At 68.6% G+C, this 26,049-nt stretch carries 19 protein-coding genes and 1 pseudogene; 13 read left to right on the forward strand and 7 right to left on the reverse strand.

What is annotated here, in order from left to right; all coding sequences use genetic code 11:
• The coding region (locus tag K2Z83_RS18780; RefSeq protein WP_220596728.1) for a DUF4352 domain-containing protein at positions 1 to 775 on the forward strand (775 nt) is incomplete at its 5' end.
• 144 nt (positions 776 to 919) lie between these two features.
• Entirely contained in the window at positions 920 to 1,672 is a 753-nt protein-coding gene (locus tag K2Z83_RS29210) for an HNH endonuclease (RefSeq protein ID WP_255604248.1), read from the forward strand.
• Positions 1,673 to 1,947: 275 nt separating this feature from the next.
• On the opposite strand, the gene K2Z83_RS18790 is transcribed toward K2Z83_RS29210, so the two are convergent.
• The 3 genes from K2Z83_RS18790 to K2Z83_RS18800 all read right to left on the reverse strand — a co-directional run bounded on the left by K2Z83_RS18790 (position 1,948) and on the right by K2Z83_RS18800 (position 3,820).
• Positions 1,948 to 3,006, reverse strand: a complete 1,059-nt coding sequence (locus K2Z83_RS18790; protein WP_220596729.1) for a permease — start codon at positions 3,004 to 3,006, stop codon at positions 1,948 to 1,950.
• A gap of 209 nt (positions 3,007 to 3,215) precedes the next feature.
• Complete coding sequence (locus tag K2Z83_RS18795; RefSeq protein WP_220596730.1) at positions 3,216 to 3,449, reverse strand: thioredoxin family protein; 234 nt, start codon at positions 3,447 to 3,449, stop codon at positions 3,216 to 3,218.
• The gene (locus K2Z83_RS18800; protein ID WP_220596731.1) at positions 3,443 to 3,820 is read right to left on the reverse strand and encodes a helix-turn-helix transcriptional regulator; all 378 of its coding nucleotides are present in this window, start codon (positions 3,818 to 3,820) and stop codon (positions 3,443 to 3,445) included. Before K2Z83_RS18800 ends, K2Z83_RS18795 begins: the two co-directional genes overlap by 7 nt.
• Positions 3,821 to 4,143: 323 nt before the next feature.
• Between K2Z83_RS18800 and K2Z83_RS18805 the strand changes: the two genes are divergently transcribed.
• From K2Z83_RS18805 to hisF, 7 genes are all read left to right on the forward strand, one after another.
• Positions 4,144 to 4,527 carry a helix-turn-helix transcriptional regulator gene (locus K2Z83_RS18805; RefSeq protein WP_220596732.1) on the forward strand — a complete coding sequence of 128 codons (384 nt, stop codon included), beginning with the start codon at positions 4,144 to 4,146 and terminating at the stop codon, positions 4,525 to 4,527.
• A gap of 143 nt (positions 4,528 to 4,670) precedes the next feature.
• The gene (gene arsM, locus K2Z83_RS18810; protein WP_220596733.1) at positions 4,671 to 5,516 is read left to right on the forward strand and encodes an arsenite methyltransferase; all 846 of its coding nucleotides are present in this window, start codon (positions 4,671 to 4,673) and stop codon (positions 5,514 to 5,516) included.
• A gap of 821 nt (positions 5,517 to 6,337) precedes the next feature.
• The gene (locus K2Z83_RS18815; RefSeq protein ID WP_220596734.1) at positions 6,338 to 7,414 is read left to right on the forward strand and encodes an STAS domain-containing protein; all 1,077 of its coding nucleotides are present in this window, start codon (positions 6,338 to 6,340) and stop codon (positions 7,412 to 7,414) included.
• Positions 7,415 to 7,631: 217 nt separating this feature from the next.
• Positions 7,632 to 9,680: an NHL repeat-containing protein gene (locus K2Z83_RS18820; RefSeq protein ID WP_255604249.1), complete on the forward strand. Its 2,049-nt coding sequence runs from the start codon at positions 7,632 to 7,634 to the stop codon at positions 9,678 to 9,680.
• 87 nt (positions 9,681 to 9,767) lie between these two features.
• The gene (locus tag K2Z83_RS18825) at positions 9,768 to 10,670 is read left to right on the forward strand and encodes a CPBP family intramembrane glutamic endopeptidase (RefSeq protein WP_220596735.1); all 903 of its coding nucleotides are present in this window, start codon (positions 9,768 to 9,770) and stop codon (positions 10,668 to 10,670) included.
• Between the two features lie 68 nt (positions 10,671 to 10,738).
• Entirely contained in the window at positions 10,739 to 11,491 is a 753-nt protein-coding gene (locus tag K2Z83_RS18830) for a hypothetical protein (RefSeq protein WP_220596736.1), read from the forward strand.
• Positions 11,492 to 11,554: 63 nt separating this feature from the next.
• Positions 11,555 to 12,334 (forward strand): imidazole glycerol phosphate synthase subunit HisF, encoded by a 780-nt coding sequence (gene hisF / locus K2Z83_RS18835; protein ID WP_220596737.1) that lies wholly within the window; start codon positions 11,555 to 11,557, stop codon positions 12,332 to 12,334.
• A 51-nt stretch (positions 12,335 to 12,385) separates the two neighbouring features.
• Here hisF and treY read toward each other — a convergent pair whose 3' ends face one another.
• A complete protein-coding gene (gene treY, locus K2Z83_RS18840) occupies positions 12,386 to 15,361 on the reverse strand; it encodes a malto-oligosyltrehalose synthase (protein WP_220596738.1) in 2,976 nt (991 codons plus the stop codon).
• Between the two features lie 305 nt (positions 15,362 to 15,666).
• Here treY and K2Z83_RS18845 point away from each other — a divergent pair, with 305 nt between their 5' ends.
• The 3 genes and pseudogenes from K2Z83_RS18845 to K2Z83_RS18855 form a co-directional block, all read left to right on the forward strand.
• Positions 15,667 to 16,407 (forward strand): SDR family oxidoreductase, encoded by a 741-nt coding sequence (locus tag K2Z83_RS18845; protein WP_220596739.1) that lies wholly within the window; start codon positions 15,667 to 15,669, stop codon positions 16,405 to 16,407.
• Between the two features lie 86 nt (positions 16,408 to 16,493).
• Positions 16,494 to 17,960 carry a nitronate monooxygenase gene (locus K2Z83_RS18850; protein ID WP_220596740.1) on the forward strand — a complete coding sequence of 489 codons (1,467 nt, stop codon included), beginning with the start codon at positions 16,494 to 16,496 and terminating at the stop codon, positions 17,958 to 17,960.
• Between the two features lie 93 nt (positions 17,961 to 18,053).
• Positions 18,054 to 18,761, forward strand: a pseudogene (locus K2Z83_RS18855) (acetyl-CoA carboxylase carboxyltransferase subunit beta); the annotation flags it as partial.
• Here the strand turns inward: K2Z83_RS18855 and K2Z83_RS18860 are convergent.
• The gene (locus tag K2Z83_RS18860; protein WP_220596742.1) at positions 18,715 to 20,439 is read right to left on the reverse strand and encodes a polymerase; all 1,725 of its coding nucleotides are present in this window, start codon (positions 20,437 to 20,439) and stop codon (positions 18,715 to 18,717) included. The pseudogene K2Z83_RS18855 and the gene K2Z83_RS18860 sit on opposite strands and share 47 nt — an antisense overlap.
• Before the next feature lie 247 nt (positions 20,440 to 20,686).
• Here K2Z83_RS18860 and nhaA point away from each other — a divergent pair, with 247 nt between their 5' ends.
• Positions 20,687 to 22,036, forward strand: coding sequence for a Na+/H+ antiporter NhaA (nhaA, locus tag K2Z83_RS18865; RefSeq protein WP_220596743.1), 1,350 nt, complete (start codon positions 20,687 to 20,689; stop codon positions 22,034 to 22,036).
• A gap of 98 nt (positions 22,037 to 22,134) precedes the next feature.
• Here the strand turns inward: nhaA and treZ are convergent, their stop codons facing one another.
• Positions 22,135 to 23,991 (reverse strand): malto-oligosyltrehalose trehalohydrolase, encoded by a 1,857-nt coding sequence (gene treZ, locus K2Z83_RS18870; RefSeq protein ID WP_220596744.1) that lies wholly within the window; start codon positions 23,989 to 23,991, stop codon positions 22,135 to 22,137.
• Between the two features lie 70 nt (positions 23,992 to 24,061).
• Entirely contained in the window at positions 24,062 to 25,984 is a 1,923-nt protein-coding gene (gene glgB / locus K2Z83_RS18875; protein WP_370650211.1) for a 1,4-alpha-glucan branching protein GlgB, read from the reverse strand.
• Positions 25,985 to 26,049: the final 65 nt, after the last annotated feature.

The raw sequence follows: 26,049 nt of genomic DNA on the forward strand, positions 1-26,049 counted from the left end.
AGTCGATGCTACAAAGAAATGCCCGTACTGCGCTGAAACCATCAAGGCCGAAGCTGTAATTTGTCGTTTTTGTGGTAAAGATTTGTCTATTGCTACGCCGCAAGTAGGATTAACATCGATTTCAGGAGAATCTCAAGGAGCACTACCGCTATCACAAATGACTTCTTCTTCTTCTTCTTCTTCTTCGTTGGGTATTCCCCAAAAGACTAAAAAATCTAGCCCCATGAAAACCATTTTATTATTACTCATCGTGCTGAGTTGTGGTTTTATATATTTTCTGGGCGATATTGGTAGTAAAGGCAATAATAGTGCTGTGAATAGTAATAGTCCAGTCGTCGCGCCAGCGGCAACTATCGAGCCAACCGCCGAGCCGGCTCCCGGCATCGGTACCGCTGTCCATGTTGGCACAACGGAGTGGTATGTGTCCGACGCCTTCCTAAACACCGCGTTGATCGGCGACACGTTCAGCGCGACCCCCAGCGGCATCTTCCTCGTAGTCGAGGCGCGGGTCACGAATGGTGGTGACCAAGCCGAGAGCCTGCTGTCCCCGAAGGCCCTTGACGCGGAGGGTCGAGAGTACGAGGTCAGCGGAGACACCGAGGTGGTGCTCGCCAACGACCAGCCCTGCATCTTCGAGCGACTCAACCCCGGCGAGACCAAGACGTGTCGTTTCGTCTACGACATCCCTTCCGGCAATGATGGCAGAGGCTGGTCGCTGCGGGCGGACGAGTTGGGCGTCTTCGGCGAGACGGCCATTATCGCTCTTCAGAAGTAGGACGCTATGACGAAATCTTTGGATATAGCAGTCCTACGCGGGTCGTGAAGTCCGCTCCCCATCAGGAAGCGGCAGCCGGTCAAGCGTCTTCACAACCCCGATAGGATTGCTATAATAGAAAAAAGAAAGGATAGACAGAAATACATGGAGGGCTTCAGTATAATCGAGGAAATAGAAAAACTGCGCTTACAAGAGCCACTTCAAGATGCTAATTATTATTTTATAACACTGCTAGGAACTCATGACGGGCGTGTACGACAAATTGTAGATACAATGTGGGTTGGATTTACAGAGACGAAACCTCGTCGTGAAGTTCGGAAAGCTTCTTTAGTTCACCCTGGAAAGCTCCGATCGCTTTTATCGTCACTAGGGCAAGTTAGTTATGTCATAAATAATATCAAAGATCTTTCTATATACGTTCTTATTGGCGGGAATGGTGTAATTGAGAAATCTCTCGCAGAACAGTATTTCTCAAATCTTATCGCCCCAAGACCAGTATTAAGATCTTATTCCAACGCATGGATAGATGTTGGTAATAGGGATGAATTGCCTGCTAGGCGGGCTCCCACGCAAAAATTACGTATGGAAGTAATAAAACGCGATAAACTAAGATGTCGTATATGTGGCCGCGCACCAAAAGATTACGAGGACTTGGAGTTGCACGTGCATCATATTTTGCCGTGGGGTGATGGTGGCTCAACAGAAGCAGAAAATTTGATAACACTCTGTCATACTTGTCACAGCGGACTACATCCACATTATGACGAGGTGCTTTTTACTCTCATTGATGTGAATATGCTAGATAAAGCAAGAGCAGAAAGAACGGAATTCACAGAAGGCGTGTTACGCTACAGGAAAATAATCAGAGATCGACTAAACAAGACTAGGAAGAAATGAAACCAAGTACATTGCTATAAATCAAACAGCGGCCCAACATCGCCTGCAATTGACGCCGCTGGCGCGGCCTCAAATCTGGTGCGTTTTTCATGCGCGTGGTGTGCTGTCATCTGTGCCATCTATCGAAGCTGCCAGCGGCGCAATTGAGGCGTAGCGTTGGGCCTCCGCAGCGATTATGGCCCATGCCGGGCAAGACCGGACAGTCGGACAGTAAAGCGCAAGGCATCCCAATGCACAACCCCTGCCGCCTGAAACCTGCCGCCTGAAGCCTTGTCTCAGATCAGCAGGTTGAACAGGTAGCCGATGGCGATGATCCCCGCCGCGACCACGCCGATGAAGGTGGCGATCAGGCGCGGCTTGAGCACCCGCCGCAGGATGATCATCTCCGGCAGGCTCAGGGCCACCACCGACATCATGAAGGCCAGCACGGTGCCGAGCGCCGCGCCCTTGGCCATGAGCGCCTGCACCACCGGGATCACCCCGGCGGCGTTGGCGTAGAGCGGCACGCCCAGCAGCACCGCCGCCGGCACCGACCACCAGGCCTCCGCGCCCATCACCCCGGCCAGGGCGTCGGCCGGCACGAAGCCGTGGATGAGCGCGCCCACGGCGATGCCGACCACCACATAGAGCCAGACCTTGCCGACGATCTCGCGGGTGCTCTGCCATGCCTGGGCGAAGCGCTCGGCCCAGGTCGGCCGCTGCTCGGCCACCGCCCCGCCGCCGCCCTTGATCTGCCAGACGAAATCCTCGACGTAGCGCTCCATCTTCAGCCGGCCGATCACCACCCCCGCCACGATGGCGACGCTCAGCCCGGCGAGCAGGTAGAGCCCGGCGATGCCCCAGCCGAACATGCCGAAGAGCAGCACCAGTGCCACCTCATTCACCATCGGCGCGGCGATCAGGAAGGAGAAGGTCACGCCCAGCGGGATGCCCGACTCGACGAAGCCGATGAAGAGCGGCACGGCAGAGCAGGAGCAGAAGGGCGTGAGCACACCCAGCCCGGCGGCCAGCACGTTGCCCACCCCCTCGCGCCGGCCGCCCAGCAGGGCGCGGGTGCGCTCCGCGCTGAAGAAGGAGCGCAGGGTCGAGATGGCGAAGATCATGCCGCCGAGCAGCAGCAGGATCTTGGGCACATCGTAGAGGAAGAAGGCCAGCGACTCGCCCAGGTGCGAGCCGCGCTCCAGGCCGATCAGCGAGAAGGTCAGCCAGTCGGCCAGGGGCTGGATGATGTTATAGGCGGCCAGCCAGGCGAGCGCCGCCCCGCCGACGAGCAGCCACGCCCGACGCGCGTCGCCGTCCGGCGTCGCCGTGGGTGTGGAGATAGTCTGTGCCATGATAGCCCCTTCAAGTAGTGCCGCTTCCTGATCGCCAACCGCCGTCGGTTATCCCAGGGCGGCTTCGCCGCCCCCAAGATCTCTTTTTGTGTGCCCAGCAGGTACCTGCTGCACTGATGATGCTGCGGCGCGGCGTAGCCGCGCCGCAGCATCATCAGTTTTTTGTGGGAGAGCGAAGCTCTCCCACACCCTCACCGTGCGCAGATCTGCTAGGTGAGCCAGCCGGTAATCTCGGCCTCGCTGGGGATTCGCCCGGCGGACACCAGCACATCATTCACGACCAGCCCCGGCGTCTGCATAATGTTCCAGCGCATCATCTGGGCGTAGTCCGTCACTTTCTCGACCTCGGCATCCAGGCCGCGATCGGCCACGGCCTTGCGCACCAGCGCCTCGAGGCGCTTACAGTTGGCACAGCCGGATCCAAGGACTTTCACGTTCAGCATGGGTCGTTCCTTTCAGGATGGGGCAGAGTGATGGTGGCGCACTTCGGGCAGGGGCATGGGGCGGCGGGGTCGGCGGCCAGCGGGCTGCCGCCCGCGATCTCCCGCGCCGCGTCGAGCAGGGCGAACAGCTCGGGGCGGGCCACCCGGTAGTAGACATTCATGCCCACGCGCTGGTCGGCGATCAGGCCGGCCGCCCGCAGCAGGGCCAGCTGCTGCGAGAGGTATGCCTGGCGCAGGCCAAGCTGGGCCTCTAGGTGGCAGACGCACTGCTCGCCGCCGCGCAGCAGGTCGAGGATGGCCAGGCGCGTCGGGTGCGTCAGGGCCTTGAAGAGCTGCACCTCGGGCGCGGCGCATGTGGTGGGTGGCTGCATTGGGCTAGTATATTCCATTTTTTGCATATCGTGTCAGGGCGCTCGGCAACCTGCGGTGAGCGTATGGCAACATAGTAAGGGCATGTGCAACCTCGCTGGCGGCTGAAGCCGCGTCGCGAGGGCCTGCGGCCGATCGCCCACCTTCGTGGGCGGATCCGGCGTCGGCGCAGGCCGACGCCCGGCGCAACGCGCCCCGCCGGCGCGACGTCAGTCGCCAGCCGGGGGGGCGCGCAGAACTTTGCACATGCCCTGGCACCATGGTGAGCATATATTGACAATCGTCAATATAGCCGCTATACTCCACCGCAGAAGGAGTGATCGCGATGATCGAGCTGACCGAGACAACTGAGGATCGCGCCGCCGGCTGCTGCAACCCCGGCCTGGCTCCGCGGATCGGCCCCGACGAGGCGCGCGAGCTCAGCGATGACCTAAGCATCCTGGCCAACCCCATCCGGCTGCAGATCCTCGACATGCTCGCCCAGCGCGACGGCCACGTCTGCGTGTGTGACCTTGAGGTGGCCCTGCCGGTCAAGCAGCCCACGGTCTCGCACCACCTCAGGCTGCTGCGCGCGGCCGGCATGATCGACTGCGAGCGCCGCGGCCTCTGGGTCTACTACTTTGTCCAGCGCGAGTCCCTGGCCGATCTGCGCGCGCGCATGCTGGATCGGTTCGATGCGCTAGCCTATAGCACTGAGCAGCATGATTGAGCCACTGAGGCACTGAATCTGGTGGCTCGCTGCGCTCGCGCCTTCCTGATGACAGGCGCAATCCCTCTGCCTGCCGCTATAGCACCGACCCACGCTTTTTTTATCGGCGCTATATCGAAGTCTATCAATGTAAGGAGATCACCATGAGCCAGCCCCTCTCTGACCCGAACGAGATCAAGGCCGTCGTCCGCGAGCACTACGGCAACGCCATCCAGTGCGCCAGCGGGTGCTGTGGCCCAACCTCCACGAGCTGCTGCGGCCCGACCAGCACCGAGGTCGCCCTCTACGGCGAGGCGACCATCGCCACGCTGCCCGCCGATATGGTGACGACGTCCTACGGCTGCGGGAACTCGCTGGCCCTGGCGCAGCTCCAGCCCGGCGAGAAGGCCCTCGACCTGGGCTCGGGCGGCGGGCTGGAGGTGCTGCTCGCCGCGCGCCAGGTCGGCCCCGAGGGATTCGTCTACGGCCTGGATATGACCGACGCCATGCTGGAGACGGCCCGGCGCAACATGGAGAAGGCCGGGGTGACGAACGCCAGCTTCCTCAAGGGCGACATCGAGGCCATCCCGCTGCCCGACCAGACGGTGGATGTGATCATCTCCAACTGCGTGATCAACCTGGCGCCCGACAAGAGCCAGGTGCTGGGCGACGCCTTCCGCGTGCTGAAGCCCGGCGGGCGCCTGGCCGTCTCTGACATCGTCTTCGATGGCGAGCTGGCGGATCTGCCGGTGAGCGAGGCCGAGCTGCGCACCGCCCTGAGCTGGGCGCACTGCTTCGCCGGCGCCCTGACGATGGCGGACTACCGCCGCCTGCTGAGCGCGGCCGGCTTCGTCGATGTCGGCCTGGAGGTGACCAAGCGCTACACGGTGGCCGATCTGCGGGCCGAGAGCGACGGGGCCGAGCTGCTCACCTCGCTCCCCGACGTGGCGGTCGCGGCGCTCGACGGGCGGATCACGAGCTGCGCGATCACCGCCCGGCGGCCGGCATAGGTGACGTAGGACGGGCTACCCCTTTGCTGATGGGTCAGGAGCGCAGAAGTGAGGCTGTCACGCTGCGCGGCGTCGCCGCCGGGGGGCTGAAGCCCATGTGCGTTCGGTGAACGGTTTGTTAGCGCGAATAAGTCCTGGGTTAACCTATGCGCAGAGGTGTGCCTCAGCTCGCGACTAAAACGCTTGGTGTGAGATCTCGTACACGGTTTTGCGTTAGGACGCGGTCGACGCTAACGCCGTGCAGCCAGATCGGGCGAATCGCGGTTCTGCCCATGGCGTCCCAATGCGGTGGAAACGATCTCACACCAAGCGTTAAAGTCGCAGCGCGGAGGCCTCTGGCCAACCGCCCGCCTCTGCGGGCGGTTCCGGCGTCGGCGCAGGCCGACGCCCAGCGCGCCGCGCCGCGCCGGCGCGACTTCAGTCGCCAGCCGGTGGGGCTTGACCCAGGACTTATTCGCGCTAACAACGGTTTTCGTGTGGAGCACAACAGGTGCCTGATGCATTGGCATAGGGCCGACGCATGCGCACCGGATGAATCTGCGTGTCGCCCATACATGGGGTGCGCATGCGTCGGCCCTACCATGCCCCCGGCGGGGATGGGCCGCCCCGGCGGGCCGACACGGGCGGCGGGCGGTCCATCCGGTTTCGGTTCACCGAACGCCCATGGGGCTGACGCCCCCGGCTACGGTCTGCGAAGGCCGCATGCGCGGGCTGGCCGAAGCCGCGCATGCGGCCTTCGTCCATAGGAGCCCGCCCGTTTACGGGCCGGGCGCGGTCGGGCCACAGTGTGATTTCTGCGGTATTGTCGATAAAGGGTTACCATGCAAGCTCCACCGCCCCTCTCCCACCTCTTTACGATGCGCCACCCTGATGAAGATCTTCAGCGGAGGGGCCAGAACCTGGTGATCGTGCTCTGGGGCCTGGTAGCGCTCGAGCTGCTGAGTCTGCCAGTCTCGCTGGTGAACGGCCGGATCGGGTCGGCAGTCAATGCCATCTTCGCGGCGTTTCTGGGCTTGATGCTGATCGTGCTGACCAAGCAGGGGCGGGTGAACCTGGTGTCGCTGATCATGGTGCTCGCCACGACGGCGAGCCTGGTGCTGGTGCTGGTGTTGAGGTCGGCCCAATTCTCGAGCATCGCCTACTACTTCATCATCAACCTGCTCGTCGCCGGGCTCGTCATGCGGCCGTGGGCGATCTGGGCCACCCTGGGGCTGAGCCTCGTCGCCCTGGCGCTGGGCGCCGGGCTGGTCTGGAATGTTCCAGATGAGGTGCCGAGCACCTTTGTGATCGCGCTGAACGCCGGGCTCCTGATCGGCTTTGCGGCGCTGATCGCCTTCCTCAGCAGCGTCACCACCACGCGGGCGCTCCACGAGGCCAGGGAGTCGCGCGAGGAGGTGCAGCGATCAAACCTGGCCCTCTCCGAGAACCTGACCTCTCTGGAGCTCCAGGCGACACGCCTCCATGAGACGGAGCGTATGCTGCGGAGCCTGGTGGATGATCTTGAGACGCCGACGGTGGCGCTGTCCGACGGCGTGCTGCTCGCGCCAATCATCGGCCAGGTGGATGAGTCGCGGGCCAAGCTCCTGCTGGGCCGGCTGCTGTCCGCCGCGAGCGCCGGGCATGCCCGGCTGATGGTGATCGATATCGCCGGCGTGCGAACTGTAGATGCGCAGGTCTCCTCCAGCCTGCTCCAGACCGCCCAGGCCCTGCGGCTGATCGGCTGCAGCGTCGCGATCACCGGGATCTCGTCGGAGGTCGCCAACTCGCTGGCGAACCTCGATGTGCGCCTCGATGAGATTATCACCGCGCGCTCGCCCCAGGATGTGCTGGCGATCGCTGAGCCTGGCGCTCGCGCGATGGACGCAGCGCGGCGCCGGCAGCGGAGCGGATACCTATGAGCGTCGGATCAGTCAGCGGGATCGAGTGCGTGGCGATCCTGGTGGTGATCGCCCTGGTGGCGGCGGTGGCCTTCCGGGCCGGCTACTTTCGGGGGCGGGGAAGATAAGCGTATTGTCTCTCACGGGCGGCTTTGCCGCCCGTGAGAGACAATACGCTGAGGCTGTCAGTTGTAAAATGGTATAATCAGCGGGTATCCAGCAACCAACGAGGTACCCGATGCACCGCATGCTGCGCCGCGCGCTGCCGCTCGCGGCGATCATAGTGCTCGCCTCCTGCGCGCTGCCCGGCCTGCCCGCCCAGGCCCCCGCGCCCACCGAGACGCCCGCGCCCACCGTCGCCCCGCCCTCGCCGACGCCGATCGCGCTCGACTTCGAGCTGTCCGTCGAGGCGGCCGGCTTCCGCCTGCGCCACCCCGCCGGATGGGCCAGCCATGTCGTCTCTAACACGCTGACCCTCGCGCCGAGCGATGCTAGCCTGGACCGCCCCAGCCCCGGCCCCGACCTGGTGCTGACGGTGGACGCCACCCCGGCCGATCTGGTGGCCGCCCAGTACGGCGCGGAGGCCGCCAGCAACCCCGAGTCCTTCTTTGAGGTCAGCAGCAGCGCGGCCCAGCAGGCCGGCTACGCCCTCAGCGCCACCACCGCGATCACGGTGGACGGACGCCCCGGCCTCGCCGCCGACCTGCGCGGCGACGGGGGAGCCGGCCGCCTCGCGGTGATCGTCGGCCCCGACCGGGTCGTCCGCGTGCTCGGCCAGTCCTCGCCCGATAGCTGGGACGCTCAGAGCGCGCTCTTCGACTCCATCCTCGCCAGCCTCAGCTTCTTTGTGCCCGCGCAGAGCCCCACGCCCACGCCGGTCGGCGTCGCCCTCCAGCCCGACCTGCTGCGCCGCGGGCCGCCCGGCTTCGTCCTGCGCATCGGCGGCAGCGGCGGCCCCCGCGACTCGCGCTTCGTCTCCGCGCGCGGCATGGCCGTCGCCCCCGACGGCACGCTCTACCTCGCCGAGAGCAGCCGCGGCGTCTGGGTGTTCGCCCCCGACGGCGCCCTGATCACCACCTTCGGCGCCGACCAGCTGCTCGACGCCTACGATGTCGTGCGCGCCCCTAGCGGCGACCTGCTGGTGGCCGACTATGGGCGCAACGCGGTGGCCCGCTTCAGCCCCGCCGGCGCCTTTGTGCGGCGCTGGGGCAGCGCCGGCGATGGCCCCGACCAGTTCGGCCTCTCCTCGCCCCAGCGCATCGCCCTCGGCCCCGACGGCAGCGTCTACGCCCTCGACAGCCGCCCCGGCGCCGACGGCCAGGTCTCGTCGAGCGTGATGATCTTCGGCCCCGACGGCGACCTGCTCGACCGGGTGGCCCTGCCGGCCGACCTGGCCCCGGCCGACCTGGCCGTCGATAGCGCGGGCAACATCTACCTGGCCGAGACCTTCGGCGGCTCGGTGGTGAAGCTCGCCCCGTCCGGGGCCGAGCTGGCCCGCTTCGGCGACCCGGCGACCGCCCAGAGCCTGGCCGCCGGCTCGATCGACCTCGACCCGCAGGGCAACATCTACCTGGCCACCTACGCCTCCGGCGTGGTGAAGCTCTCGCCCGAGGGCGTCGAGGTGGCCCAGGGCGGCGGCAGCGCCGCGGCGGGCAGCGCCCCCGAGGCCGGGCAGTTCAGCCTGCCCAACGGGGTCGCCGCCGGCCCCGGCGGCGTGGTCTGGGTGAGCGACAACAGCGGCGAGTATAGCGCCGTCACCGCCCTGCGATTGAGCGACGACCCGAGTGCCCAGGCGACCTCGGCGGCCCTGGGGGCCACGACAGTGGCCGACGCCACCCCGGCGCCCGCCGAGAGCCTGCTGCGCCAGTGGGCCGAGTCGGCCACGGCCAGCAGCTTCTACGAGCCCGACTACGACCCGGCCGGGGCCGCCGGCCCGCCCGACGTGCCCGGCTGCCAGGACAGCCCCGACGCCTGGGCCTCGTCCACCCCGGACGGCCTCGACACCCTGGAGCTGACCTACGCGACCCCGGTCTTCGCCACCGGCCTGACGATCTACCAGAGCAGCCAGCCCGGCTACATCAGCAAGGTCGAGCTGATCGACGAGCGCGGCGAGGTTCTCCCCGTCTACGCGGCCGAGCCAGCCCTGAGCGACACCTGCCCGCTGGCCCAGGCGATCAGCTTCGCGCAGACCCTCAGCCGGGTGGTGAAGGTGCGGGTCACGGTGGACCAGCGCGGCGGCGCGGGCTGGAGCGAGATCGACGCGGTGGAGCTGGTGGGGGTTCCGTAGGGGGAAGATAATGTTGAATGCTGAATGCTGAATGTTGAATGCTGAGAGGCCTCACATTCAACATTCAGCATTCAATATTCAACATTTATGAGCACAACGTCCGAAACCACGTCGCCCCCGTCGCTGCTGCGGCGCATCGTCACCCACTGGGTCGTGCGGCTACTGCTGACGGCGGGGGCCTTCGTGCTGCTGATCATCCCGCTGGGCCTGGCCGGCTTCCTGCTTGCGCCGGGGATCGACCCCCTGATCCTCCAGGAGGTCGCCGGCACCGTGGCCGCCTTTGGCGCGATCGCCCTGGTGACACGATTTGTGGAGCGGCGGCGCATGGCCGATGTCGGCATGGGGCTGCGCGGGCTGCCGGGGCAGTGGGGGCGCGGCTTCGCCCTGGGCGCGGGGTTTATGGCGGCATGTGTGGTCGCCCTGGCCCTGCTCGGCGGCTACCGGGTGACGGCGGTGAGCCTGGCCGTCGGGCCGCTGCTGTCTGGGCTGCTGCTGCACCTCGGCGTGGGCCTGTTCGAGGAGGGGCTCTTCCGGGGCATCCTGTTTCGTCTGCTCGAGGAGGGGCTGGGCTCCTGGGCGGCCCTGGCGATCACCGCCGCGCTCTTCGGCGCGGCGCACCTGGCCAACCCGCAGGCCACGGCCTGGGGCGCGGCGGCGATCGCGATCGAGGCCGGGGTGCTGCTCGGCGCGGCCTACATGGCCACGCGCAGCCTGTGGTTTGTGGCCGGCCTGCACACCGCCTGGAACTTCTTCCAGGGGCCGGTCTTCGGCTTCAACATCTCGGGCTCGGGCATGACGACGGACAGCCTGCTGACGCCGGCGATCCAGGGGCCGGAGCTGCTCACCGGCGGCGTCTTCGGCATCGAGGCCAGCCTGATCGCGGTGCTGCTCGGCCTGGCCCTCGGGGTCTGGTTCGCCGCGCGGGCCGCCCTCAGCGGGCGCACGGCGCGGGCGCTGCTCTGGCGCGGCGGGGTCAACCGAACGCTCTAAGCTGGGCGGGGAGGCATCTGGTATAATGGCGGCGATACCCACACACTCAGGAAGACAGATCCCCGCCGATGATCAACCCACTTCGGCCCATATGGGCCGCCCTGCGCGATGTGTTTGACGAGTTTCTGCTGCTCATGGGCTGCAACATGATCTGGTGCCTGCTCAGCCTGCCGCTGCTCTGGGTGGCCTACGTGCTGATCAGCGCGGGTGCCACCCTGCCGGCCGCCGTCGTGGCGATGGCCGGGGTGCTGCCGGCCGGCCCGGCCACCGCGGCCATGGCCTATGTGGCGAACCGGGTCAGCGAGGGGCGGGCCACCCGCGTCGGCGAGTACCTCGGCGCGATGCGCACCTACGCCCGCCGGGGCTGGACCCTCCTCGGGATCTGGATGCTCGGCTTCCTGATCATCCTGGTCGACATCGGCTTCTACATGGGGGTCGGCAACCTGCTCGGCGCGATCATCCTGGGGCTGTGGGTCTACCTGCTGGCGGTGTGGCTGGCCCTGCTGATCTACATCTTCCCGCTCATGGCGCTGCAGGAGGAGTTCAGCCTGCGCGGGGTCGCCCGCAGCGCCGGCCTGATGGTCGTCGGCCGGCCGATCTTCACGCTCGTCAACCTCGCGCTGATGCTGGCGGTGATCTTCGGCAGCCTGATCGTGGTGGTGCCGATCTTTGTGATCACCGTGTCCCTCCTGAATGTCTGGAGCGTCCGCGCCGCCCGCGCCCTGATCGACGACGCCCGCCGCCGCCGCGAGGGCGCCGAGGCCACGGAGGCCACGCCGGTCGAGGAGAAGGGCCGCAAGGGCCAGGTGCGGCCGAAGTAGGGGCGCAGCAGCGGGCGCTTGCGCCCGCTGCTACGCCCCTACCGGCCATATGGAATACACCCTATGCTCACACGACGAATCATCCCATGTCTGGACGTGAAGGCCGGCCGGGTGGTCAAGGGGGTCTCGTTCGTCAACCACCGCGACGCCGGGGACCCGGTGGCCCTCGCGGCGGCCTACAACGAGGCCGGGGCCGACGAGCTGGTCTTCTACGATATCACCGCATCCAGCGACGAGCGCGCGATCATGCTCGATGTGGTCGAGCGCACCGCCGCCCAGATCTTCATCCCGCTCACGGTCGGCGGCGGCATCCGCACGGTGGACGACATGTACCGCATGCTGCGCGCCGGGGCCGAGAAGGTCTCGATCAACACGGCGGCGGTGCTCAACCCGCAGCTGATCGCCGACGGCGCGCGCCGCTTCGGCAGCCAGTGCGTCATGCTCTCGGTGGACGCGCGCCGGGTCAGCGCGCCCGGCGAGCCGCCGCGCTGGGCGGTCTTCACGCACACCGGGGCCAACCCGCGCCCCACCGGCCTCGATGCGATCGAGTGGATCAGGCGCGGGGCCGACCTCGGCGCCGGCGAGATCTGCATCAACAGCATGGACGCCGACGGCCAGAAGCGCGGCTACGACATCGAGCTGCTGCGCGCCGTCTCCGAGGCCGTGCCCGTGCCGGTGATCGCCTCGGGCGGCGTCGGCTCGCCCGAGGACATGTACCGCGGCGTGGCCGACGGCCGGGCCGACGCGGTGCTGGCGGCGTCGATCTTCCACTTCGGCGAGTACCGCATCGCCGATGTGAAGGCCTACCTCGCCGAGCGCGGCGTGCCCGTGCGCTCTGTTTGACCGGATGAGGTGCTACTCGTCGGGGCGCAGCAGCGCCGCGCTGCTGCGCCCTTACACCTCAGCGCGCACGAGCAGCGCCAGCGGGAAGATCGCCAGCAGCTCGGCCATGGGCAGGCCTGCCATGCCGTGGCGCTCCTGCGCCACCAGCCGCTCGCCGGTGAGGATGTTGGCGTAGGCCGCGCCGACATCCACGCCCGGCAGGGGCAGCCACGTCTCGCCCCAGATCGCGCCGGTGGGCGGGCGCTGCTCGCCCTCGGCCAGGCGCAGGCTCAGGCGCGGGGCCACGCTGATCGCCTCCTGCTCACCTAGCCGGCGGGCGAAGGCCACCGCGTGATCGGCCCTGTCGCCCACGGCGATCAGGGGCAGGTAGCCGCCCTCGGCGAAGAGGGCCGGCCGCTCGCGGCGCAGCCCCAGGGCGCGCTCGGTCAGGTAGAGCTTCACCCGGCCGTCCTCGGCCTGCGCCAGCAGCTCGGCCGCCAGCTCGGCCAGATCCCCGCCCGCCTCGCGATCGCGCAGCTCGGCCAGCAGCCGCGCCCGCAGCCCGTAGTCCACCGGCCGGCGGTTGTCCGGGTCCACCAGGCTCAGGTCCCACAGCTCATTGCCCTGGTAGATGTCGGGCGCGCCGGGCGCCGTGAGCTTGATCAGAGTCTGGGCCAGCGCGTTGATCCGGCCGAAGAAGGCCACCTTGCGGCTGAGCGCGCCGATGCTCTCGATGAAGGCCCGCGAGCGCCGGCCGTCGAGGATGCCCGCCACAAAGCTCTGGACGGCCTGATCGTACTCGGGGTTGGGGTTGATCCAGCTGGTGTGGACCTTGGCCTCGCGGGTGGCCTTCTCCATGTAGGCGGCGATGCGCTCCTTGAAGCTGGCCGGCACGCTCGTCGGGCTGTCGGTCTCCGGCCACGCGCCGACCAGGGTCTGGTAGAGCAGGTACTCATCGTTGCGCGAGGGCATGGCCTCATCGGCGGCGGCGCGCTTGGCGGCGTTGAGCCGGCCCCAGCGGGTGACGAGCTGCCGCCACTCGCGGGGCATCTCCGAGAGCACGTTGATCCGCGCGCGCACATCCTCGCTGCGCTTGGTGTCGTGGGTCGAGCTGGCCAGCATGGCCCCCGGCCAGCGCCTGGCGCGGGCGGCGGCGCGCTCGTGCAGCTCCTCGACGGTGCCGCCGAAGTGCTGGGGGTGGCCGCCGACCTCGTTCAGCGAGACGAGCCGGTTGTAGACGTAGAAGCTGGTGTCCTCGACGCCCTTGGCCATCACCGGGCCGCTGAGCTGCTGGAACTTCATCACGAAGCGCAGCACCGACTCGCGGGCCTCGGCGGCGAAGCTCTCCAGGTTGCGCAGGGTGAGCGTGTCGCGCAGGAAGTCGAAGATCGCCCCGGCGGTGCGCGGGTTGCGCCGGCGGGCCTCGCGCACCGCCTGCTCGATGTAGCGCACGTCGCGGGCGGTGATTGTCTCGGGGCCGGTGATGTAGGTGCGGTAGACCGCCAGGCAGGCGATCACCTCGCGGATGGCGAAGGTCAGGCTGTTCAGGGTGAAGTCGCGGTAGCGCCGGTTGTGCTCGCTCAGCTCGTCGAGGACGTGGCTGAGCGAGTTCAGCTCGCTGGAGAGCGAGACCAGCATGATCTCCTTCTTCTTCGAGTTGACCAGGCTGGCGTAGGCGGGCTGCGGGCCGGCCACATCCTCGTAGAGCCGGTCGAGGGTGCGGCGGGCGACCTGGTCGACGAAGATGCCGTTCACCTCGTTGAGGAAGTCGTAGCCGGAGGTGCCGGCCACGGCCCAGTCGTCGGGGAGGGGCTCGCCGAGCGAGAGGATCTTCTCGGCGACGACGTAGAGCGGCCAGCGCGGCGGGCGGCCCTCGGCGGCGGCCGGGGCGAGCACCTGCGCATCAAGCTGGCGGGCGATGTCCGCCGCGTCGGCCGCGTCGCCGGCCCGGTAGGCCAGGTAGCGCTCCTGGAGCTGGCGGAAGTAGCCGGCCGGGTCCCACAGGCCGTCGGGGTGATCGATGCGCAGGCCGCTGGCCTTGCCCTCGGCCAGCAGGCGGAAGATCAGCTGGTGGGTCGCGTCGAGCACCTCGGGCAGCTCGACGCGGATGGCGGCCAGGTCGTTGATGTCGAAGAAGCGCCGGTAGTTGATCTCCTCGGTGGCGACGCGCCAGAAGGCCAGCCGGTAGGGCTGCTGCTCCAGCAGGCTGTCGAGCAGGTCGAAGCTGCGCGGCGTGCCGGGGGTGCCGTTATACTCGGCCAGGGTGGCGTCGATGGCCTGGCGCACCGGCTTGCTGTCCCGGTAGAGCCGACCGATGCGGCGCTTGACGACCTCCTTCTCGCGGTTGCGCTCGGCGATGCGCTCCGGGTCGGTCTCGCTGCGCGGCGGCAGGTACTTCACGGCGGTGATGATGCTCTGCAGCTCCATCACATCCTCGCTGTCGGCGCCCTGCGAATCGATCAGCTGCCCCAGCCGGTGGGTCAGCAGGTCGCTGTAGCTGCGCGGGTTGAGCGGGAAGCGGTGATCCCAGTAGGCCACGGCGAAGGCCCCGTCGGCGTAGCGCAGCTGGAGCTCGCCGCGGTCGAGCACATCGCCGTACTGGTCGCCGAGGACGGGCAGCAGCACCTTGCCGCTCAGCTGGCGCGGCACGGGGTCCCAGTCAATATCGAAGTAGCGGGCGTAGATCGAGCTGGGGCCGTTCTCCAGCACGTCGGCCCACCATGCGTTGCGCGTGTCGCCGATGCCCATGTGGTTGGGCACCACGTCGAGGACGAGCCCCATGTCGCGGGCGCGCAGCTCGGCGCTGAGCTGCTCGAAGCCATCCTCGCCGCCCAGCTCGGGGTTGAGGGCGCTGTGGTCGGTGATATCGTAGCCGTGGGTGCTGCCGGCGCGCGGGGTGAGCATCGGCGAGGCATAGGCGTCGCTGATGCCGAGGTCGTCCAGGTAGGCGACGATCTGGGCGGCGTCGGCGAAGGTGAACCCGGCGTGGAGCTGGAGCCGGTAGGTGGCGCGGGGGGCGTCGCCGGCGGGGTGGTCGCTGCTGCGCATGGATCTCCTACTATCACATCACGCTATCGCGTGGGGTGGCGGCTGGGCCGGACAGCCCGCGCCCCCTGGCATGCTCGCTCACGTCAGGGGCGGTTGGGGCGCGATGTCCCGCTCAGCTGGATTATCGCCATAGCGACGGGCTGTGTCAACTCGGCCCGCCGCAGGGGGCTGCTGCGCCGCCTGTGTCGCAAGACACATGCCAGTGGTCGAATCTCTGCTAAGATGTGTCTTGCGACACTTGCGGCGGCCGGTGAGAGCGAGTACCCTAGAGTCGGTACCATGTACGTACTCTAGAGGAAACACGCGTGTCTTCTGAGCCACCCCGGCAGCTCGCCCTCGTCACCGGCGCGTCGCGCGGCATCGGCGCGGCGGTCGCCCGCATGCTCGCCGAGCGGGGCGCGGATGTCGCCATCAACTACCGCAGCAAGGGCCCGCGGGCCGAGTCGGTCGCCGCCCAGGTGCAGGCCGCCGGCCGGCGCGCAATCCTCGCCCAGGCCGACCTGACCAGCCCCGCAGACCTCCAGGCGATGGCGCAGACGATCGCCGACTCCGCAGGCTCCCTCCATATCCTCATCCTCAACGCGAGCGGCGGCCTAGAGAAAGATAAGCCCGCCGACTATGCGCTTGAGCTCAACCGCGACGCTCAGCTGCGCACCCTCGACGCCATGCTCCCGCTGATGCCCCCGGGCGGGCGGGTGGTGTTTGTCACCAGCCACTGGGCCCACTTCTACGGCCAGAAGCCGGTCATCGCCCCCTATGAGATCATCGCCAGCACCAAGCGCGCCGGCGAGGACGCCCTGCGCGCGCGCATCCCTGAGCTTGAGACCCGCGGCGTCGGCCTGGTCGTCGTCAGCGGCGATGTGATCGAGGGCACGATCACCCCGCGCCTGATCGAGCGCGACCTGCCCGGCATGGTCGAGGCCCGCCGCGCGCTGGCCGGCGGCAGCCTGCCGACGGTCGATGCGTTCGCGGCGGCGATCGTCGCGGCCGCCCTCGGCCCTCCTATGCCCAGCGGCCACACGGTATTCGTCGGCTCGACTGACTAATAGAATTGTAGATTGCAGATTGCAGTATTGCCAAATCTGCAATCTGCAATCTGCAATCTACAATCTGCAATATTGAGGAGGAAGCTATGCAGTCCGTCACATTGCCAGTCATCATCCAGGGCGGGATGGGCGCCGGGGTCTCGGACTGGCGCCTGGCCAACGCGGTCTCCCGCCATGGGCAGCTCGGCGTCGTCTCCGGCACCGCCCTCGACACGATCCTGGTCCGCCGCCTGCAGGACGGCGACGAGGGCGGGCATATGCGGCGGGCCATGGCCCAGTTCCCCCTCCCCGAGGTGACGGCGCGCATCCTGAAGCGCCACTTCCACGAGGGCGGCCGGGCCGAGGGCACGCCATACATCGCCCTGCCGCTCTACAAGGCCCAGCTGAGCGCCGAGCGCGAGCAGCTGCTCATGCTCTCCGCCTTCGTCGAGGTCTACCTGGCGAAAGAGGGCCACGACGGCATGGTCGGCATCAACCTGCTCACCAAGATCCAGCAGCCGAACCTGGCCACGATCTACGGCGCGATGCTCGCCGGGGTGGACGCGGTGCTGATGGGCGCCGGCATCCCGCGCGAGTTCCCGGTCGCCATCGACGCGCTCGTCGAGCACCGGCTCGCCACCAGCGCCTTCGATGTCGAGGGCATGCCCGCCGGCGAGACGGCGCATGTCGTCTTCGACCCGGCCGCCCACTGGCAGGGCCAGCCGCCCGCCCTGCGCCGGCCCATGTTCTTCCCGATCATCGCCAGCAACTCCCTGGCCACCGTGATGGCCCGCAAGGCCGGCGGGCGGATCGATGGCTTTATTATTGAGGGGCCGACGGCCGGCGGGCATAACGCGCCGCCCCGCGGGCAGCCCCAGCTCAACGATCGCGGCGAGCCGATCTACGGCCCGCGCGATGAGGTCGACCTGGCGAAGATCGCCGAGCTGGGCCTGCCCTTCTGGCTGGCCGGCGGCAAGGGCAGCCCCGAGGGGCTGCGCCAGGCCCTCGACGCCGGCGCCGCCGGCATCCAGGTCGGCACGCTCTTCGCCTACTGCGAGGAGTCCGGCTTCGCCGCCCACTTCAAGTCGTCGGTGCTCTCCTCGGCCTCCCGCGACGCCGTCGATGTGCTGACCGACCCGCGCGCCTCCCCCACCGGCTTCCCCTTCAAGGTGGTCCGCTGGGATGAGGACACCACCGACTGGAGCACGCGCGAGCGGGTCTGCGACCTCGGCTATCTGCGCAGCGCCTACCGCCGCCCCGACGGCACCATCCGCTACCGCTGCGCCTCCGAGCCGATCAACACCTATGTCGCCAAGGGCGGCAAGGTCGAGGAGACCGAGGGCCGCAAGTGCCTCTGCAACGCCCTGATGGCCAACGTCGGCCTCGGCCAGGCCCGCGAGGATGGCCGGGTTGAGCCGCCGCTGCTCACCAGCGGCGATGACCTCAAGCAGATCGGCGCCTACCTCAACGGCCGCGCGAGCTACAGCGCCGCCGATGTGATCGCCTACCTGATCGACGGCGATGCGGCGGGCGAGCAGGCCGATTGTGCCGCCGTAGCCGAAGAAGTGCTATAATATTAAGAATGCGTAGATCGTGACGAAAACAACAATGTCGCCCAGATCGCACAGCTGCGGCGATCATGCGGCTCGCGGAAAGAGAATGACGCGGTGAAAGAGTTTTTCCGGCGCAGAAAGACCAGCTTCACCACGGGCGAGCAGTCTGAGAGCAACCAGGTCCCCGATGACATGTGGGTCAAGTGCTCGTCCTGTCGGGAGCTCGTCTACAAGAAGGAGCTGAACGACGGCCTGAAGGTCTGCCCGAAGTGCGGCCACCACATGCGGATGAGCGCCCACGAGTGGCTCGGCCTGCTCGACGCCGGCTCCTTCAGCGAGACGGACGCCAACCTGCTGCCGACCGACCCGCTGGGGTTTGTGTCGCTGGACGAGAGCTACACCGAGAAGCTGGCCAAGGCGCAGCAGCGCACGGGTATGCCCGACGCGGTGCTGGCAGGCATCGGGACGATCCACGGCGGGCGGCTGGCCTTCGCCGCCGGCGACTTCGCCTTCATGGGCTCGTCGATGGGCAGCGTCTACGGCGAGAAGATGTCCCGCGCCGCCGAGCGCGCCGCCGACCTGGGCATCCCCCTGCTGACGATCAACACCTCGGGCGGCGCCCGCCAGCAGGAGGGCGTGATCGCCCTGATGCAGATGGCCAAGGTGACGATGGCGCTGACCCGCCTGGCCGAGGCCGGGCAGCCCCATATCTCACTGATGGTCGACCCGTGCTACGGCGGCGTCACCGCCTCCTACGCCTCGGTGGCCGATGTGATCATCGCCGAGCCGGGGGCGAACATCGGCTTCGCCGGCAAGCGCCTGAAGCTGGCACATTTCGCCAAGACAATACAATATTGAAGAGCGCACCCATCGCCGCCGCGCCCGCCGCCGCGATGGCGGCCAGCAGCGCCAGCGGCCCGTAGTCCCACAGCCAGCCCCAGGGCCGCGCCCGGTCCACCATCACATAGTCGGGGGCCGGGGCGCCGCGCAGCTCCAGGGTGTGCTCGCCCTCGGCCAGCCAGGCCGAGCGCAGGGCCTGCCGCCCGTCGATCTGTGTGCGGGCCAGGTCCGCCGGCTGGCCGTCGATGCTCGCCGCGACCTCCCCGGCGAGCCCGCCGACGAGCGTGGCCCGCGCGCCGCTGAAGCGCAGCCGCCAGCCGCCGGCGATCGGCTCCACCGCCGGGCTCGCCCAGGGGTGGGAGCCGACGCCGGCCACGGCCGGGCGGGCCAGGTAGTCCCGGAGGATCTGGTACGAGGGCAGGGGCCGCCAGTCGCGGCTCACCAGGGCGAAGTAGGGCGTCGGGTCGGCCGGGTCGGGGTCGGCGTAGCCGCCGTAGCGCAGCATCCACACGTTCATCGCCCCCATCCAGGGCCACTCCTGGCGAGCCCGCTCGATCTGGCCCGCCAGGTAGTCGCCCTTCTGCTGCTCGGTCACCGGCTGGCCCCAGGTGAGCCGGCGCTCGGCCGGGATGCTCGCGGGGGCGCTGTTCCAGCCGAACTCCGTGACCCAGACCGACGTGCCCGCGTCGCCATTCTTCTCCATCACCTCGCGCAGCAGCACCACCCGGCTCACGTCGTTGCGGGTGTCGACGGGCTGGCGCCAGCTCCAGTTATCGCGCCCGCGCAGGAAGATGTAGCGGTGCTCGTCGGGCGGCTGGCCGAGCCCGTAGCTCTGGGCGGACATGATATCGAAGAGGGCCGCCCCGCCGGCCCGGTAGACCCGGTCGAGGTACTCCAGCTCGGTCATCGGCGCGCGCGAGTCGAGGCCGTCGGTGGGGGCCAGGCCGGGGAAGAGGATGACCGCGTCGGGGCTGGCGGCGCGGGCGGCCTCGGCCCCGGCCCGCAGCAGGTCGACGAAGGCCTCGGGGTGCGGCTCCTGCCAGTTCCACTCGCCCTTCAGGTTGGGCTCGTTCCAGATCTGGAAGAAGCGCACCCGCTGGTGCGCCGGCGCGTCGTCCAGGCCGTCGCCATCGTAGCGCTCGACGACGGCCCGCACGAAGCGGGCGTAGTCGGCGTAGTCGTCGGGCGGGCCGGTGGAGTTGCCGTCGAGCAGCAGGCCGGCCTGGAGCTCGGGCGAGGCCAGCGCCCGCTGGCGGGCCCAGGCCGGCGGGCGCTCCAGGCGCCATATCAGCTCGACATCGGCGGCGTTGGCGGCGGCCACGATCCGGTCGTACTTATCCCAGGCCGACACGGCGCCCACCGTCGCCATGTTGCGCCGGTCCTCGAAGTCGCCCCGGGCGTGGATCTCGATATCCTCCCAGGGCACCTGCATGCGGGCGTAGCGCGCCCCGAGATCGCGGGCCAGGGCGAAGCTGCGCGCGACGGCGGCCGGGTCGGGCTCGAACTGGAGGTTGTAGAGGTTGACGCCCACGGCGGGGCCGTCGCTGAAGGGGATGGGCGGGCCGGCGGCGCGGAAGGTGACGCCCCGGTTAGCCGCGTTGTCCAGCCAGACCGTCGCCGCCAGGGCGGCGAGCAGGACAAGCAGAAGCAGCAGGGACACAGCCAGGGCTGCGCCCGTGCGCGGGGGGCGTGATGCGGGCGTGGCGTTCATCGGGGCGGAGTATAGCCCCCGCCCGTGCGGCTGTCAATCCGCGCCTAGTTCTGGTATAGTACGGGAGGTTATCAACAAGCAGGGGCGCCGCCCCGACAGATGCGATCACGGTGGAGGCTGTCACGCTCGTTGTGGCTGCCTTTTTTTGTCCCGCCCCCCGCCGCAGACAGACGATAGCACAAAAGGATCCTCGCGCATGGCACAGCCCCGAACGCCCGCCAGCCACTGGAGCGAGACGTCGCTCGCCCGCATGTTCGGCCCCATCCAGCACTTCATCACCCAGTCGCAGTCCGGCGCGATCATGCTCTTTGTGATGACGCTGGCCGCGCTGGGGCTGGCGAACTCGCCGCTCGCCGGGGCCTACCAGGCGATGCTGGAGCTGCATGTCGGCGTCACGATCGGCCCGTGGGAGCTTGAGGAGTCGGTGCTGCACTGGATCAACGACGGCCTGATGGCGATCTTCTTCTTCGTGGTCGGCCTGGAGATCAAGCGCGAGCTGCTGGTGGGCGAGCTGGCGAACCCGCGCGCGGCGGCGCTGCCGATCATCGCCGCGACCGGGGGCGCCCTCGTCCCGGCGGGGATCTACGCGCTGGCGAACATGGGCGGCGCGGGGGCGGCCGGCTGGGGCGTGCCCATGGCCACCGACATCGCCTTCGCCCTGGGGTGCCTGGCGCTGCTGGGGAGCCGCATCCCCTTCGCCCTGAAGATCTTTGTCACGGCGGTGGCGATCGTCGACGACCTGATCGCGGTGCTGGTGATCGCGATCTTCTACTCGGCCGACCTCAACATGCTCGCGCTGGGGGTGGGCCTGGCGGTTCTGGCGCTGCTGGCCATCTTCAACTGGCAGGGCATCCGCAGCCCGCTGGTCTACAGCGTGCTGGGGGTGATCGTGTGGCTGGCCTTCCTCGAGTCGGGGGTCCACGCGACGATCGCCGGGGTGCTGATCGCGCTCACCATCCCGGCGCGCTACCGGATCGACGGCGTCACCTTCCGCCAGCGCGCCCACGCGCTGCTCCACACCTTCGACCCGAGCGATGAGCCGCAGGCGCAGATGCTCACCGACGACAGGCAGCAGCACGCCGTGCTCGCGCTCGAGGACCTCTGCGAGCAGGTGCAGGCGCCGCTCCAGAAGCTGGAGCACCAGCTCCAGGGCTGGGTCACATGGCTGATCATGCCGGTGTTCGCCCTCGCCAACGCCGGGATCGCGCTGGACAGCGTGCGCCTGGATCTGGAGTCGCTGCCCATGGTGCTGGGGGTGGTGGTCGGCCTGGTGCTCGGCAAGCCGATCGGCCTGCTCGGGGCGACCTGGCTGGCGGTGCGCAGCGGGGTGGCGGTGCTGCCCCACGGCATCACCTGGGGGGCGATGGCGGGGGCGGGGGTGCTGGCCGGGATCGGCTTCACCATGTCGATCTTCATCGCCACGCTGGCCTTCAGCGCGCCGGACGCGCTGGCGACGATCAAGCTGGCGATCCTGGTGGCCTCGCTGCTGGCGGGGACGCTGGGGGTGCTGCTGCTGCGGCGCATGCCGGCGCAGGCGGCGGCCTGAGCGCATCGCGCAGATGCGCTGATGGTGCTGCGGCGCGGCTACGCCGCGCCGCAGCACCATCAGGTTTTTGTGTGGGAGAGTGAAGCTCTCCCACACCCTCACCGTGCGCGGTGCAGCAGGCGGAAGCTGTAGGGCGCGAGGGCGGCGCCCGGCGGCCCCTCGGGCGGCGCGTCGGGGTCGGCCCAGGGCGGGGCGGCCGAGTCGATCACGGGCGCCCAGTCGCCCTCGGGCGGGCGCAGCTCGGCCGGCGCGGGGCCGAAGTTCAGGCCGAGCCAGGCCTCGCCGCCCGCCGAGCGGCGGGCCAGGGCCATCGTCCGCGCCGCCTCGTCCACCGCGAGCACCTCCAGGTCGTCGAGCGACTCGGCGCGCAGGGCGGGCAGCTCGCGGCGCAGGCGCAGCAGCTCGCGGTAGAGCTCGCGCAGCACCCTGTGGCGGCCCCGCTCGCGCAGGCCGTGGTCGAGCTTGGAGCGGGCGAAGGTGGCCGGGTCCTGCGGGTCGGGCAGCTCCTGGCCGTGGGCGGCCACGAAGTCGGCGAACTCGGCCCTGCGGCCCTCGCGCACGCCGCGCACCAGGTCGGGGTCGCCGTGGTCGGTGAAGAACTGGAAGGGCGCCGTCTCGGCGTACTCCTCGCCCATGAAGAGCATGGGGGTGAAGGGCGAGAGCAGCATGGCCCCGGCGGCGAGCTTGAGCTGGGCGAAGCTGAGCGTGTCGCCCAGCCGGTCGCCGACGGCCCGGTTGCCCACCTGGTCGTGGTTCTGGATGCAGACGACGAACTGCTCGGGGCGGCAGCCGGTGGGCGGGCGGCCGAGGCGGCGCTGGCGGTTGGGCGCGTACTCGCCGGCGAAGACGAAGGCCCGCCGGTAGGCCGTGGCGAGCTGGGCCATGTCGCCGAAGCCGGCGAAGTAGGCCAGCCGCTCGCCGGTGAGCAGGGCGTGGACGGCGTGGTGCAGCTCGTCGGCCCACTGGCCATCCAGGCCGTAGCCGCCGGCCGCCACGGGCCGGATCAGGCGCGGGTCGTTCTGGTCGCTCTCGGCGATCAGCAGGGCCGGGTAGCCGCGGGCGGCGGCCAGGGCGTGGGCCTGGTCGGCCAGCTCCTCCAGCAGGTGGTAGGCCGAGAGGTCGTAGATCGCGTGGACGGCGTCGAGGCGCAGGGCGTCGATGTGGTACTCGCGCAGCCAGTGCAGGGCGTTGGCGATGATAAAGTGGCGCACCGGGTCGCAGTCGGGGCCATCGTAGTTGATCGCGTCGCCCCAGGGCGTGCGGTAGTGGCCGGTGAAGAAGGGCCGCGCGATCGCCCAGAGGTAGTTGCCCTCGGGGCCGAAGTGGTTGTAGACCACGTCGAGCACCACGGCGACGCCCTGGGCGTGGCAGGCGTCGACCAGCCGCCGCAGGCCCGCGCCGCCGCCGTAGGCCGCGTGGGGCGCGTAGAGGTAGACCCCGTCGTAGCCCCAGTTGCGCTCGCCGGGGAAGTGGGCCACCGGCAGCAGCTCGATCGCGGTGACGCCGAGCTCCTTGAGCTGGGGGAGCTGAGGGATGATCGCGTCGAAGGTGCCCTCGGGGGTGAAGGCGCCCACGTGCAGCTCGTAGATCACGTAGTCGCGCAGGGGCACGCCGGGCCAGCCGGCGTCCGACCAGGCGAACTGCGGGTCTACCACGGCGGATGGGCCGTGGACGCCCTCGGGCTGGTGGCGGGAGGCCGGGTCGGGCCACTCGTCGCCGCCGTCGAGGCGGTAGCGGTAGCGCGCGCCGGGCGGGGCGTCGTCGATGGTGGCCCGCCAGTACCCCCACCCATCGCGCTCCATCGGGACGTGGCGAGTCTCCGCCCCGATGATGGCGACCTCGACGCGCTCAAGCAGGGGCGCCCAGACGCTAAAGGCGGTGCGGCCGCCGCCGAGGTAGGTCGCGCCGGGGGGCGCATCGTAGGCGGGGAGTCGGCCCTGCGGGGATGCATGCATACGATATCCTTCAGTAGGGGCGCAGCAGCCACCGGCGCTATAGCGCCGGTGGCTGCTGCGCCCCTACACGTTACCCCTCGCCCTTGAAGAAGAGCGCCGCCAGCGGCGGCAGGGTCAGGTTCAGCGAGTGGTCGCGGCCGTGGACGGGCACCGGGTCGGCGACCATGCCGCCGGAGTTGCCGACGCCGCTGCCCCAGTACTCGCCGGCGTCGCTGTTGAGCATCTCGCGCCACCAGCCGCCGCGCGGCACGCCGATGCGGTAGTCGGCCCGCACCACCGGGGTGGCGTTGATCACCACCAGCATCACATCGCCGGGGCGCTTGCCCTTGCGCAGGAAGCTGTAGACGCTGCTGTCGGTGTCGCTGGCGTCGACCCACTCGAAGCCGGCCGGGTCGCAGTCGAGCTCGTGGAGCGAGGACTCGGCGGCGTAGAGCCGGTTGAGGTCGCCCACCAGCTGCTGGAGGCCGGCGTGCGAGGGGAACTCGCGCAGGTGCCAGTCGAGGCTGCTGTCGTGATTCCACTCGCGCCACTGGCCGAACTCGGCGCCCATGAACATCAGCTTCTTGCCGGGCTGGGCGTACATGTAGCTGAAGAGCAGGCGCATGTTGGCGAACTTCTGCCAGGCGTCGCCGGCCATCTTGTCCATCAGCGAGCCCTTGCCGTGGACCACCTCGTCGTGCGAGAGCGAGAGCACGTAGTTCTCGGAGAACATGTAGAGCCCGCGGAAGGTCAGCTCGTTGTGGTGGAAGCGCCGGAAGACGCCCTCGCGGCGCATGTACTGGAGCGTGTCGTGCATCCAGCCCATGTCCCACTTGTAGCCGAAGCCCAGGCCGCCCACGTAGACCGGGCGCGAGACCATGGGCCAGGCGGTGCTCTCCTCGGCGATCGTCTGCACGTCGGGGAAGCTCTTGTAGACCTCGGCGTTGAACTGGCGCAGGAACGTGATCGCCTCGATGTTCTCGTTGCCGCCGTACTCGTTGGGGATCCACTCGCCGTCCTTGCGCGAGTAGTCGAGGTAGAGCATGCTGGCCACCGCGTCCACGCGCAGGCCGTCGATGTGGAACTTCTCCAGCCAGCAGATCGCCGAGCTGATCAGGAAGCTGCGCACCTCGTTGCGGCCGTAGTTGAAGATGTAGCTGCCCCAGTCGGGGTGGAAGCCCTTGCGCGGGTCGGCGTGCTCGAAGAGGTGCGTCCCGTCAAAGTAGGCCAGGCCGTGTCCGTCGGTGGGGAAGTGCGAGGGCACCCAGTCGAGGATGATGCCGATCCCCTGCTGGTGCAGGTAGTCCACAAAGAACATGAAGTCCTGCGGCGTGCCGCAGCGGCTGGTGGGCGCGAAGAAGCCGGTGGCCTGGTAGCCCCAGGAGCCGTAGAAGGGGTGCTCGGTGACGGGCAGCAGCTCGATGTGGGTGAAGCCGCAGGTCTTCATGTGGTCGGCCAGCAGCGGGGCCATCTCGCGGTAGGTCAGGAAGCGCTCGGGCTCATTGGGGTCGCGCATCCAGGAGCCGAAGTGCAGCTCGTAGATCGCCATGGGCGCGTTGAGGTTCTGGCGCTTGTGGCGGGTGGCCATCCACAGGCTGTCGTCCCAGGCGTAGTCGCGGTCCCAGACGACGGCGCCGGTGCGCGGGGCGACCTCGTAGTAGCTGCCGAAGGGGTCGGTCTTATCCTCGCGGTAGCCGTAGTAGCGCGAGGCGATGTGAAACTTGTAGGTGGAGCCCTTGGCGACGCCGGGGATGAAGCCCTCCCAGATCCCCGATCCGCCGCGCATCTTCAGCGGGCTAGAGCCGGAGTCCCAGCCGTTCCAGTCGCCGATCACCGAGACGTACTCGGCGTTGGGCGCCCAGACGGCGAAGTAGGTGCCGGCCGCGCCGTCCACCGTGGTGAGGTGGGCGCCGAGCTTCTCGTAGAGCCGGTAGTGGGTGCCCTCGCCGAAGAGGTACACGTCGTCGTCGGTGAGGAAGGGCGATGCGGCGGGCGCGGACTCGACCACCGCCACCGCCGTCTCGGCAGGGGCCTCGAACTGAACGACGCCGGGGAGATCGGAGAGGATGCCGGCAGGCT

It is taken from the genome of Oscillochloris sp. ZM17-4, from assembly GCF_019599295.1.
Taxonomy (GTDB): Bacteria; Chloroflexota; Chloroflexia; order Chloroflexales; family Chloroflexaceae; genus Oscillochloris.